The sequence below is a fragment of the Micromonospora sp. NBC_00389 genome (assembly GCF_036059255.1).
GTDB lineage: Bacteria > Actinomycetota > Actinomycetes > Mycobacteriales > Micromonosporaceae > Micromonospora.
On sequence record NZ_CP107947.1, the window covers coordinates 7,756,635 to 7,768,343 of the forward strand.

Sequence of the window (11,709 nt, forward strand, 5' to 3'; positions counted from 1 at the left end):
CCCCCTTCTTGAACTTCCTTGACGCGGCACCCCCCTGCCGCGTGCACCCCCGATGCAGAGGAGCACGCCATCATGCGTACCGATCTGATTCGTAAGACCGCTCTGACCGCTGCTGGGCTCGCTTTCACCGGCGGTGCGATCGCCGGCCCCGTGACCGCCGCTTACGCCGCGTCGGATGCCAAGCCCGCTACGCAAACCCAGTCGGACCGTAAGTCGTCGGGTGAGCGTCAGCTGGGTGTGCGCTACGAGGCGCAGCCGAACTTCTACTACTGCGGCCCCGCCGCCGCCCGCAACGCCCTGTCCGTGCAGGGCAAGGACATCAGCGTGGACGCCATGGCCAAGGAAATGGGCACCACCGAGGCCGGCACCAACTCCATCAACGACATCACCCCGGTGCTGAACAAGGAAACCGGTAAGAACGACGCCTACCGCAGCGTCGAGATCAGCACCCCCGCCGCTGACAGCAAGCAGACCGACAAGCTGCGCGCCGACGTGGTGAAGACCGTCGATGACGGTCGGGCCGTGGTGGCGAACATCGCCGGCACCAGCGTCGACACCGACGGCACCAGCCACTCCTTCGAGGGTGGGCACTACATCAGCGTCGTCGGCTACCGCGACAACGGCAACATCGTCAAGATCGCCGACTCCGCCGACCCGAACCAGGCCTCCTACGAGGTCACCGTCGAGCACCTCGCCGACTGGATCGCCACCCGCGGCTACGCCACCAGCTGACACCCAGCAACCAACGCGAAGGGCCGGACCCCGACCGGGGTCCGGCCCTTCGTCGTCGTTCGGTCAGCCGCCGGAGTCGTCCATCTCCGCGCCCTCGGGTACGACGTCGTCGTCCCGGCTGGCCAGCCAGCCGTCCGGCAGGAAGACCTTGCCCGGGGAGTTTGTCCGCCCGCGCGGCTGGCCCAGGGCTGCCACCGGGAACGGCTCCGCCGGGTCGAGCTTGCCAAGCAGATCGTCGAGCTGAGCCAGGCTCTCGATCATCGCCAGCGAGCGGCGCAGCTCGCCGCCGACCGGAAAACCCTTGAGGTACCAGGCGACGTGCTTGCGAAAGTCGGTGCAGCCGTCCCGCTCGCCCCGGGCTGGGTTGCGCGCGCCCGCGACGAACTGGTCGACCAGCAGCTCGGCGTGCCGGCGCATGGTCACCGCCACCTCGCCGAGGGTGGGCAGCCGCCGCTCCGGCCGGCCGTTGAAGGCGGCCTCCAGGTCAGCGAAGAGCCACGGGCGGCCCAGGCAGCCGCGCCCGACCACCACGCCGTCGACCCCGGTGTGGGCGACCATCCGCAGAGCGTCGTCGGCCTCCCAGATGTCGCCGTTGCCGAGCACCGGCACGTCCAGGGCCTGCTTGAGGGTGGCTATCGCATCCCAGTCGGCGGTGCCCGAGTAGCGCTGCCCGGCCGTCCGGCCGTGCAGGGCGACCGCGGCCACCCCGGCGTCCTGCGCGGCGAGCCCGGCCTCGACGTACGTCAGATGGTCGTCGTCGATGCCCTTGCGCATCTTCACGGTGACCGGCACGCCGGCCGGTGTCGCGGCGTCCACCGCGGCCTTCACCAGCCGGGCGAAGAGCCGGCGCCGCCACGGGAGCGCCGCGCCGCCACCCCGGCGGGTCACCTTGGGCACCGGGCAGCCGAAGTTGAGGTCGATGTGATCGGCCAGGTTGCGCTCGACCACGATCCGCACGGCGGCGGCGGTGATCTCCGGGTCGGTGCCGTAGAGCTGGAGGCTTCGCGGCTGCTCGTCCGCACCGAACGCGATCATGTGCAGCGTCTTCGGGTTCCGCTCGACCAGCGCCCGGGTGGTGATCATCTCGCAGACGTAGATGCCGCCGCCCTGCTCCCGGCAGAGCCGGCGGAATCCGACGTTGGTGATCCCGGCCATCGGCGCGAGCACCACCGGCGGCCACACCTGGTACCGCCCGAGAGTCAACGGGCGCAGCGCAGGGACGGTCGAGGCGGTCACCGGACAAGTGTACGGGGCCCCGGCCGGCGCTTTCCGCGTCGGCCGAGGCCCCGTAACCACCGTCTCAGCAGCCGGGGAGGCGCTCGATCAGGTAACGCTCGACCTGGTCCAGGGAGATCCGCTCCTGGGCCATGGTGTCCCGGTTGCGGACCGTCACGGCGTTGTCGTCCAGGGTGTCGAAGTCGACCGTCACACAGAACGGCGTGCCGATCTCGTCCTGCCGGCGGTACCGGCGGCCGATCGCCTGCGAGTCATCGAACTCCACCACCCAGCGCTTGCGCAGCAGCGCGGCGAGATCCTTCGCCTTCGGCGACAGCGCCTCGTTGCGGGACAGCGGCAGCACCGCCACCTTGACCGGGGCCAACCGCGGGTCGAACCGCATCACGGTGCGCTTGTCCACGCCGCCCTTGGTGTTCGGCGCCTCGTCCTCGTCGTACGCCTCCAGCAGGAAGGCGAGCACCGCGCGGGTCAGACCAGCGGCCGGCTCGATGACGTACGGCATCCAGCGCTCGCTCTTGGTCTGATCGAAGTAGGACAGGTCGACGCCGGAGTGCTTGCTGTGCGTGGAGAGGTCGAAGTCGGTGCGGTTGGCCACGCCCTCCAGCTCGGCGAACTCGGTGCCGCCGAACTGGAAGCGGTACTCAATATCCACCGTCCGCTTCGAGTAGTGGGAGAGCTTCTCCTTGGGGTGCTCGTACAGGCGCAGGTTGTCGGCCGACAGGCCCAGGTCGAGGTACCAGTTCCAGCGCTCCTGGAGCCAGTACTCGTGCCACTGCTCGTCGGTGCCCGGCTCGACGAAGAACTCCATCTCCATCTGCTCGAACTCGCGGGTCCGGAAGATGAAGTTACCCGGGGTGATCTCGTTGCGGAACGACTTGCCGGTCTGCGCGATGCCGAACGGCGGCTTCTTGCGGGCGACCGTCTCGACGTTCTTGTAGTTGACGAAGATGCCCTGCGCGGTCTCCGGGCGCAGGTAGTGCAGCCCTTCGTCGCTCTCCACCGGGCCCAGGTAGGTCTTCATCAGGCCGTTGAACATCTTCGGCTCGGTGAAGGTGCCCTTGTTGCCGCAGTTGGGGCAGTTCAGCTCGGCGAGCGAGGTCAGCGGCTTGCCGTGCTTCTCGGCGTACGCCTCCTCGAGGTGGTCAGCCCGGAACCGCTTGTGGCAGAACTGGCACTCGGTGAGCGGGTCGACGAACTCGGCGATGTGGCCGGACGCCTCCCACACCTTGCGGGCCAGGATCACCGCGGAGTCGAGGCCGACCACGTCGTCGCGCTGCTGGACCATGGTCTTCCACCACTGTCGGCGGACGTTCTCCTTCAGCTCCACGCCGAGCGGACCGTAGTCCCACGCCGATCGGGTGCCTCCGTAGATCTCGCTGGAGGGGAAGACGAAGCCTCGGCGCTTGGCGAGGCTGACGACGGCGTCGATACGGTCGGCTGGCATGTTTCCTCCTACGCCGGCTGGCGGTCGGCGGGGGCGAGATGTGGATGGAACGGTCGGTTCGGGACAACGGTACGACCACCATCGCCCCGAGCCCAGGAGAATACCGGGGGCGGGTCAGCTCACCCCGCAGACCTCCATGCCGCCGGTCTGACCGTCCTGGCCCAGGCTCACCTGCTGCTGTTCCCGGTCGCCGCCGTCGAGCGTCACATCCACCGGAACGGTCAGGTTGGTGGTGTCCACCTCACCCACCCGGAACGCGGCGACCTGCGGCTCGGCGGCCGCCCGCCGCTCGAACTCGGGGCGGGACTCGCGCCGCTGCGCGTCGTCGCAGAGCTGGTCGTAGGCCCGCCCGTAGTTCCGCTCGACCAGCGCCTGGTAGTAGTCGCCGGTCACGGTGCGACCCTGTTCGCGGATCGCCTGCACACCGCTGACGGCGAGGCCGACCACGGCCGTGCCACCCCCGCCGCAGCAGAGCAGCACGGCGAGCGCGCCGACGCCGAGGCCGATCCAGAGCCGGGTCCGGCGGCCCTCGGTGGGCGGCGCGGCGAACGGCGGAGCCACCCCGGGACCGGGTGGCGGGGCGGGTGCGGTCATAGGAGCAGGGTAGTGCCAGACGGCTCAGCGGTAAGGACCAGCAGCCCGATCACTCTCGGCGATGACCACGGCCCCACCGGGCGCCGCACTGGCCAGCGCCTCGTACGCGGACGGCTCGTCAACGGACTCGGCGAGTAACGGCACGGCGCTCACCTTGACCTCGAAGGCACCCAGCGCCCGCCGGTAGGTGCCGACCGACTCCCACTCGGTGACCAGGGACCAGTACCGGGGGTCGTCCAGCGCCCGGACCAGTTGACCGCGCAGGTAGCCGGGCCGGGCGGCCAGCGCGGTGAGGGCGGCGTGCGCCCGTTCGGTGAAGTCGTCGGCGACATCGACGTCGACCACGAACCGGTTGGTCACCAGCACCGGGGGTTCCTCCTCGTAGAGTCTGTGGGATGCAGCGTACGCAGCGCCCTCTGCTCGCCCGGTTGGCCGGGGCGAACCCGACGTCGGTGTTCCTGCTCACCCTGGTGGTGGTGCTGGTCGCGTTCTTCACCCCCGGCGTGATCGGCGGGCTGCTGACGCTCGCGCTCGCCGCCGGGCTGATCGCCCTGATGGTCACCACCTGGCCGGTTCAGGCCCCGCAAACGCGGCTGATCCGGCTGCTGATGCTGACCCTGCTGGTCACGGTGGGTCTGGCGAAGCTGCTCTGACATGCACTCATGCGTTTTTGACAATCATTATCGTTACGACGGACAGTTGGCGGCATGACCAACCGCACCACGTCCCGTGTCCTGGCCGCCGCCACCGCTGTGCTCGCCCTGAGCGCCGGGGCCGGCTGTTCCACCGGCGGTGCCGCCGGCGCCGATCCCCAACGGGTCGACGTGGTGGCCGCGTTCTACCCACTCCAGTTCCTCGCCGAGCGGATCGGCGGCGACGCGGTCCGGGTCACCAACCTCGCCAAGCCCGGCGCCGAGCCGCACGACCTGGAGCTCAGCCCGAGCCAGGTCGGCCAGGTCAGTGAGGCGGAGCTGATCGTCTACCTGAAGGGTTTCCAGCCGGCGGTGGACGACGCCATCGCGCAGAGCGGTGGCGACCGGGCGTTCGACGTGACCAGCGTGCAGCCGCTGCTGGACGCGACCGCCGGGGGGCACAACCACGAGGGCGAGGAGGAGCACGGCGAGGAGGAGCACGGCGGCGGCAAGGACCCGCACGTCTGGCTCGACCCGACCCGGCTGGCCGGCATCGGCGACCAGCTCGCCCAGCGGCTCGGCAAGGCCGACCCGGACCACGCCGCCGACTACACCGCCCGCTCCGCGGCGCTGCGCGCCGACCTGACGGCCCTGGACGGCGAGTTCAACCAGGGATTGCAGACCTGCCAGCGGCGGGAGATCGTGACCAGCCACACCGCGTTCGGCTACCTGGCCGACCGGTACAAGCTCGACCAGGTCGGCATCACCGGGCTGACCCCGGACGTCGAGCCCTCGCCGCAGCGGCTCGCGCAGGTGATCGAGGAGGCGAAGGAGCACCAGGCCACCACGATCTTCTTCGAGACGCTGGTCAGCCCGAAGGTCGCCGAGACCATCGCTGGTCAGGTCGGCGCGAAGACCGCCGTGCTGGACCCGATCGAAGGGCTCGCCGCCGGCAGCGGCGCGGACTACCTTTCGGTGATGCGTACCAACCTGCAGACCCTGCGGACGGCGTTGAGCTGCTCGTGAGCGCACCCGTCATCACCGTCGAGCACGGGGTCGTCGGCTACGACGGCCGCCCCGTGCTCCGGGACGTCTCGCTCACCGTGACCGCCGGGGAGGTGGTCGCGGTGCTCGGGGCCAACGGCTCCGGCAAGTCCACGCTGATCCGCGCCGTGCTCGGGCTGGTGCCGCTCAGCGCCGGCTCGATCACCCTCTTCGACCGGCCGTTGCGCCGCTTCCGGCAGTGGAAACGCATCGGGTACGTCCCGCAGCGGCTGGGCGCGGGCGGCGGCGTGCCGGCCACCGTCCGCGAGGTGGTGGCCTCCGGCCGGCTGGCCCGCCGGGGGATCCTCCGTCCGCCGGGTGCGACCGACCGGGCCGCCGTCGACGCCGCGCTGCACGCGGTCGGGCTCGCCGACCGGGCCGCCGACCCGGTGTCCACCCTCTCCGGCGGCCAGCAGCAGCGCACCCTGATCGCCCGCGCGCTGGCCGGCCAACCGGAACTGCTGGTCCTCGACGAGCCCACCGCCGGGGTGGACGCGGCCAGCCAGGAGGCGTTCGCCGCCGCGCTGCGCGGCTTCGTGGCCGACGGCGGCACGGTGCTGCTGGTGGCCCACGAGTTGGGCCCGCTGCGACCGGTGATCAGCCGGGCGGTCGTCGTCCACCAGGGCGGGATCTGTCACGACGGCGCCGTGCCGGACCCGGCCGGCCATCACGCGGAGCCCGACCACGACCACGTGCACCCGCACGGTCCCGACGAGCCCGCCGGGCTGTGGAGCAACTGACCATGGAACTCTTCCAGTACCCGTACATGCAGCGCGCCCTGATCGCCGCCCTGGTGATCGGCCTGGCCGCGCCGGCGCTCGGCATCTACCTGGTGCAGCGCCGGCTCACGCTGATCGGCGACGGCATCGGGCACGTGGCGTTGACCGGCGTCGGCGCGGGCCTGCTGCTCAACCGCTCGCCGGTGCTGGTGGCGGTGATCGTCGCCACCGCCGGCGCGATCGCCATCGAGCTGGTCCGCGCCCGCGGGCGCACCTCCGGTGATCTGGCCCTGGCCCTGCTCTTCTACGGCGGCATCGCCGGCGGTGTGCTGCTGGTCGGCCTCTCCGATGCCACCAGCGCCAACCTCAACGCCTACCTGTTCGGGTCGCTGACCACCATCTCGTCCGCCGACCTGATCACTATCGGGGTGCTCGGCGCGGCGATCCTCGTCACCATGATCGCGTTGCGGCCGGCGCTCTTCGCGGTCAGTCACGACGAGGAGTACGCCCGGGTCTCCGGCCTGCCGGTGCGCACCCTCAACCTGCTGATCGCGGTCACCACCGCGATCACCGTGACCATCGCGATGCGGGCCGTCGGGGTGCTGCTGATCAGCGCGCTGATGGTGGTTCCGGTGGCCACCGCCCAGCAGGTCACCCGGGGCTTCCGCAGCACGATGACCGCCGCCATGGCGCTCGGGTTCTTCGCCGCCGGCTCCGGCGTCTGGGTGGCGGCGACGGCGGACACCGCGCCGGGCGCCTCGGTGGTGCTGGTGGCGATCGCCTCCTTCCTGGTGGTGGCCGTGGCCGGCGGGGTCTGGCGGGCGGTGCGCCGCCGGGCGACCCCGACCGCCGCGCTGGCCCCGGAACCGCACGAGGTCGTGCTCCGCTGAGCCGGATCAGCGGAATGTCCGCGATATTGGTTACCGTTGCAGGATGACCAGCGCAACAGGCTACGAGGGGTTCGATGGGGCCAGCGAGTTGCTCCGCGCCCTGTCGGCGCCCATCCGGCTGGCCATCGTCAGCGAGCTCGCCGACGGCGAGCGGTGCGTGCACGAGCTGGTGGAGAAGCTCGGCGCCGCCCAACCGCTGGTCTCCCAGCACCTGCGCGTGCTTCGCGGCGCGGGCGTCGTGCGGGGTTCCCGCCGAGGTCGGGAGATTGCGTACAGCCTGGTCGACGAGCATGTGGCGCACATCGTGGCGGACGCGGTCAGCCACGCCGGGGAGGGATCATGAGCGAGAGCAGCACAGCGGTGCGCAACACCCGGCAGCGTTCGGCGGTGAGCGCCCTGCTGGGCGAGATGGAGGGCTTCCACAGTGCCCAGGATCTGCACGCGATGCTCCGGCAGCGCGGCGAGCGGGTCGGCCTGACGACGGTCTACCGCACCCTGCAGGGGCTGGCCGACGCGGGTGAGATCGACGTGATGCGTCCACCGGGCGGCGAGCATCTCTACCGCCGGTGCAGCGAGGGGCACCACCACCACCTGGTCTGCCGGGCCTGTGGGAGCACCGTCGAGGTGGCCGGCCCGGCCGTGGAGAGCTGGGCCGACCGGGTCGCGGCTCAGCACGGGTACGCCGACGTCAGCCACACCCTGGAGATCTTCGGCACCTGCCCGACCTGCGTGCACTGACAGCGTCGCCCCGGCCGCGTCGGGGCCGCTCGGGTCGTGGCCGTCCCGGCGGTTGATCCGACGGGTGCCGGGCCGGGCCGTTCGTGGCACGCTGTCCGGCGTGAAGATCTACGCCGATCGCTTTCCGACCGCCGCCCGCCAGTTGTTCACCGACCTGCTCGTCGTCGCGTGGGTGTACGTCGCGATCCGCGGCGCGCTCTGGCTGCACGACCTGGTGCAGAAGCTCGCCGTACCCGGACAGAAGTTGGAGGGCGCCGGCAGCGGGCTCGCCGACAATTTGGGCGAGGCCGGCGGCAAGGTCGGCCGGGTGCCGCTGGTCGGCGACGAGCTGACCGCGCCCTTCCAGCGGGCCGCCGACGCCGCCCGGTCCCTCGCCGACGCTGGCCGCGACCAGCAGCACCTGGTCGACCAGCTCGCCCTCGCGCTCGCCATCGCGGTGCTGATCTTCCCGCTCGGCCTGGTGCTGTTCGGTTGGCTGCCGCTGCGGGTCCGCTGGATGCGCAGGGCCTCCTCGGCCGCACAACTGGCCTCCGGCCCGGCCGGGCGGGACCTGCTCGCCCTGCGCGCGTTGGCCACCCAGCCGCTGGGCCGGCTGACCCGGATAGCGCCGGACGTGGCCGAGGCGTGGCGGCGCGGCGACGACGACACGGTCGACGCGCTGGCCGCGCTGGAGCTGCGCCAACTCGGCCTGCGCGCCAGGAGTCGCTGACTGGCCCGCTAAGGTCGTCGGCGTGTTCTACTTCCTGATCGTCATCGCCGTCCTGCTGCTCGGCTACGCCGCGGTCCTGGTCTCCTTCGTCCGCCGGGGCAAAAAGATCCCGCCTGCGGCGTACCTGGCCCTGGCGGGGCTCAACGGCCTGATCCTGGCGGCGGTGCTGGCCTGGGCGGTCTCCCGCTGACCGCCCGGCGCGACGGCACGCCGGGCGGCACCGGTCACGGCTTGGGCGGGATGCGGCGGCGAACGTCCTGCGCGGTGGACGGGCCGGGCGACCAGCCGGCCACCCAGGGCAGCTCGTCGGACGGGGTGATGACCCCCTCCTCCAGGCCCGCGTAGCGGCCGGCGAGGATCCGCTTCGCGGCGGCGGTGTCGACCGAGTCGGTGTTGTCCCAGAGGGCGCTGAACAGCGCGTCCACCCGGACCCGGGCCTGCCGGCAGAACAGGTCGGCCAGCTCGACGTTCTCCGGTCGGCTGTCCCGCTCGGCGACGGCCCGGACGCAGACCGCCGACATCGCGAACAGCTCCGCGCCGATGTCCACCACCCGGCCGAGGAACGCCTGCTTGCGCTCCATCTTTCCCTGCCAGCGGGACATCGCGTAGAACGTCGACCGGGCCAGCTTGCGCGACGACCGCTCCACCTGCCGCAGGTGCGCGGCCAGCGGCCCGAACTCGGCGTACGCCGACGGGTTCTGCCCCCGGCCGACGGCCAGGGTGGGCAGCCACTTCGCGTAGAAGGCCCCGGCTCGGGCGCCGGCCCGGGCCTTGCGGCCGAGCCCCGCCTCCGGGTCGATGATGTCGCCGGCCACCGACAGGTGGGCGTCGACCGCCTCCCGGGCGATCAGCAGATGCATGATCTCGGTGGAGCCCTCGAAGATCCGGTTGATCCGCAGGTCGCGCAGCATCTGCTCGACGGCGGCCGGGCGTTCGCCGCGGGCGGCCAGCGAGTCGGCCGTCTCGTAGCCGCGCCCACCCCGGATCTGGACCAGCTCGTCGGCGATCTTCCAGGCCATCTCGCTGGCGTACAGCTTGACCAGCGCCGCCTCGATCCGGATGTCGTTACGGTCGTCGTCGGCGAGCAGGCAGCACAGGTCGAGCATCGTCTCCATGCCGTACGTGGTGGCGGCGATGAAGGAGAGCTTCTGCGCGACCGCCTCGTGCTCGCCCACCGGCCGACCCCACTGGACCCGGTCGGCAGCCCAGTCCCGGGCCACGTTCAGCGCCCACTTGCCGGCGCCCACGCACATCGCCGGCAGTGAGAGCCGGCCGGTGTTCAGCGTGGTCAGGGCGATCTTCAGCCCCTTGCCCTCACCGCCGATGACGTTCTCGGCCGGCACGAACACGTCGTGGAACCGGGTGAGACTGTTTTCCAGGCCGCGCAGGCCGATGAACTCGTTGCGCCGCTCCACCGTGATGCCCGTGCTGTCGCCGTCCACCACGAACGCCGTGATGCCACCGCGCCGACCCTCGGCGGCCGGCACCCGGGCCATCACCACCAGCAGGGTGGCCACGATGCCGTTGGTGGCCCACAGCTTCACCCCGTTGAGCCGGTAACCGGTGCCGTCCTCGGTCGGCTCGGCGATGGTGGCCAGCCGGGCCGGGTCGGAGCCGACGTCCGGCTCGGTGAGCAGGAACGCGGAGACCTCGCCAGCGGCGAGCCGGGGCAGGAAGCGCTGCTTCTGCTCGGCGGTGCCGAACATCTTCAGCGGCTGCGGCACCCCGATCGACTGGTGCGCCGAGAGCAGCGCGCCGATCGCCGGGCTGACCGAGCCGGCCAGCATCAACGCCCGGCAGTAGTGCAGGTTGCTCAGCCCGAGACCGCCGTACGAGCGGTCGATCTTCATGCCGAACGCACCGAGGTCGGCCAGACCGTGGAACACCGCGTCCGGAATGGACCCGTCCCGCTCGATGGCGGCACCGTCCACCTCGGACGTCAGGAAGGCGCGGAACCGGCCGAGGAAATCCTCCGCGCGGGCCACATCGGCTGGGTCGGAACGGGGCCACGGATCGATCAGGTCGAGCCGGAACCGGCCGAGGAACAACTCCTTGCCGAAGCTGGGCCGGTCCCAGACGGACTCCCGGGCGGCCTCGGCGACCTGCCGAGCCTCCTTCTCGGAGACCTGCCCGGCCTCTGCCGGCAGCGGCGCCGCGCCGCCCTGGGTGCTGGGGGTGGCGCCGGAGTCGGGGCCGTCCGGTGCAGGTCGGCTGTTCTGCGTCGTGGTCACGGCTGCCCCCTCGAAGCTCGGTGCGGCTGCGTCGACATGCGCGACTACCGTCACGCTACCCCCGGTTGTTACCCAGGGGTAGCGCTCCGTGAAGATCGAGTTCGGCCTCGCCCGGCGGCGTCAGTCGGCCAGAGCCCGCGGGTCGTCGTCGTCATCGTCGATGTCGTCCTCGCCCCAGTTGCGGCGGGCGAACGGCAGGAGCATCCAGAAGGTGAGGAACCAGAGCCCGGTCAGCGCGCTGAGCACGAAGGCGATCGGCCGGTCCAGCACGAAGTCGGTGATCAGCAGCACCGCGCTGACCATCGCGATCAGCATGAAGGCGAGGCCGCCGGTGGCCATCCGGTGGGCGAAACGGACCAGCTCCGGCTTGCGGCCCTGCCGGAACAGCGCCCGGTGGAACGCCACCGGGGAGATGATCATCGCGGTGGCGGCGGCCGCCGCGAGCAGCGCGACGATGTAGACGTCCCGCTGAAACTCGCTGGTCTGGGTGAAGCCGTTGCTGAACGGCAGGGTGAGCAGGAAGGCGAAGAGGATCTGCACGCCGGTCTGGGCGACCCGCAACTCCTGCAACAGGTCGGCGAAGTTGCGCTGCCAACGCTGCTTGTCGGTCTCCTTTGACACGTGCTACCTCCGGTGCGACGGTACTGCCGGCGATCCTGGCCGCCGGCAGCAACGCCAATGCCCCACCCGGCCGAGCACGAAACAGGTTCACGACACCAGTCGGTCACCTGCCCTGCCCG

15 protein-coding genes are annotated in these 11,709 nt (G+C 71.3%); 9 read left to right on the forward strand and 6 right to left on the reverse strand.

Features of this window, described 5'->3' with window-relative positions:
- Positions 1 to 72 precede the first annotated feature (72 nt).
- A complete protein-coding gene (locus OG470_RS36525) occupies positions 73 to 732 on the forward strand; it encodes a C39 family peptidase (RefSeq protein WP_328419267.1) in 660 nt (219 codons plus the stop codon).
- A gap of 63 nt (positions 733 to 795) precedes the next feature.
- Here OG470_RS36525 and dusB read toward each other — a convergent pair whose 3' ends face one another.
- From dusB to OG470_RS36545, 4 genes are all read right to left on the reverse strand, one after another.
- Positions 796 to 1,968, reverse strand: a complete 1,173-nt coding sequence (gene dusB, locus OG470_RS36530) for a tRNA dihydrouridine synthase DusB (RefSeq protein WP_328419269.1) — start codon at positions 1,966 to 1,968, stop codon at positions 796 to 798.
- 64 nt (positions 1,969 to 2,032) lie between these two features.
- Positions 2,033 to 3,412 (reverse strand): glycine--tRNA ligase, encoded by a 1,380-nt coding sequence (locus OG470_RS36535; RefSeq protein WP_328419271.1) that lies wholly within the window; start codon positions 3,410 to 3,412, stop codon positions 2,033 to 2,035.
- A gap of 114 nt (positions 3,413 to 3,526) precedes the next feature.
- Complete coding sequence (locus OG470_RS36540; RefSeq protein ID WP_328419272.1) at positions 3,527 to 4,006, reverse strand: hypothetical protein; 480 nt, start codon at positions 4,004 to 4,006, stop codon at positions 3,527 to 3,529.
- A 24-nt stretch (positions 4,007 to 4,030) separates the two neighbouring features.
- Entirely contained in the window at positions 4,031 to 4,372 is a 342-nt protein-coding gene (locus tag OG470_RS36545) for an antibiotic biosynthesis monooxygenase (protein WP_328419273.1), read from the reverse strand.
- 29 nt (positions 4,373 to 4,401) lie between these two features.
- On the opposite strand from OG470_RS36545, the gene OG470_RS36550 reads away from it, so the two are divergent.
- The 8 genes from OG470_RS36550 (at position 4,402) to OG470_RS36585 (ending at position 8,928) form a co-directional block, all read left to right on the forward strand.
- The gene (locus OG470_RS36550) at positions 4,402 to 4,659 is read left to right on the forward strand and encodes a hypothetical protein (RefSeq protein ID WP_328419274.1); all 258 of its coding nucleotides are present in this window, start codon (positions 4,402 to 4,404) and stop codon (positions 4,657 to 4,659) included.
- Between the two features lie 54 nt (positions 4,660 to 4,713).
- Positions 4,714 to 5,664, forward strand: a complete 951-nt coding sequence (locus tag OG470_RS36555; RefSeq protein WP_328419276.1) for a metal ABC transporter substrate-binding protein — start codon at positions 4,714 to 4,716, stop codon at positions 5,662 to 5,664.
- Positions 5,661 to 6,422 (forward strand): metal ABC transporter ATP-binding protein, encoded by a 762-nt coding sequence (locus tag OG470_RS36560; protein ID WP_328419278.1) that lies wholly within the window; start codon positions 5,661 to 5,663, stop codon positions 6,420 to 6,422. The genes OG470_RS36555 and OG470_RS36560 overlap by 4 nt, the downstream gene beginning before the upstream one ends.
- A gap of 2 nt (positions 6,423 to 6,424) precedes the next feature.
- A complete protein-coding gene (locus OG470_RS36565) occupies positions 6,425 to 7,291 on the forward strand; it encodes a metal ABC transporter permease (protein WP_328419280.1) in 867 nt (288 codons plus the stop codon).
- A 43-nt stretch (positions 7,292 to 7,334) separates the two neighbouring features.
- A complete protein-coding gene (locus tag OG470_RS36570; RefSeq protein WP_282257156.1) occupies positions 7,335 to 7,634 on the forward strand; it encodes an ArsR/SmtB family transcription factor in 300 nt (99 codons plus the stop codon).
- Positions 7,631 to 8,029 (forward strand): Fur family transcriptional regulator, encoded by a 399-nt coding sequence (locus tag OG470_RS36575; protein ID WP_328419284.1) that lies wholly within the window; start codon positions 7,631 to 7,633, stop codon positions 8,027 to 8,029. Before OG470_RS36570 ends, OG470_RS36575 begins: the two co-directional genes overlap by 4 nt.
- A 100-nt stretch (positions 8,030 to 8,129) precedes the next feature.
- On the forward strand, positions 8,130 to 8,738 hold the full coding sequence (locus tag OG470_RS36580) for a hypothetical protein (RefSeq protein ID WP_328419286.1): 609 nt from the start codon (positions 8,130 to 8,132) through the stop codon (positions 8,736 to 8,738).
- Between the two features lie 22 nt (positions 8,739 to 8,760).
- Positions 8,761 to 8,928 carry a hypothetical protein gene (locus tag OG470_RS36585; protein ID WP_328419288.1) on the forward strand — a complete coding sequence of 56 codons (168 nt, stop codon included), beginning with the start codon at positions 8,761 to 8,763 and terminating at the stop codon, positions 8,926 to 8,928.
- Positions 8,929 to 8,962: 34 nt separating this feature from the next.
- Here OG470_RS36585 and OG470_RS36590 read toward each other — a convergent pair whose 3' ends face one another.
- Both OG470_RS36590 and OG470_RS36595 read right to left on the reverse strand, forming a co-directional pair.
- On the reverse strand, positions 8,963 to 10,969 hold the full coding sequence (locus OG470_RS36590; RefSeq protein WP_328419290.1) for an acyl-CoA dehydrogenase family protein: 2,007 nt from the start codon (positions 10,967 to 10,969) through the stop codon (positions 8,963 to 8,965).
- A 120-nt stretch (positions 10,970 to 11,089) separates the two neighbouring features.
- Positions 11,090 to 11,590 (reverse strand): DUF6328 family protein, encoded by a 501-nt coding sequence (locus OG470_RS36595; protein ID WP_328419292.1) that lies wholly within the window; start codon positions 11,588 to 11,590, stop codon positions 11,090 to 11,092.
- Positions 11,591 to 11,709 lie beyond the last annotated feature (119 nt).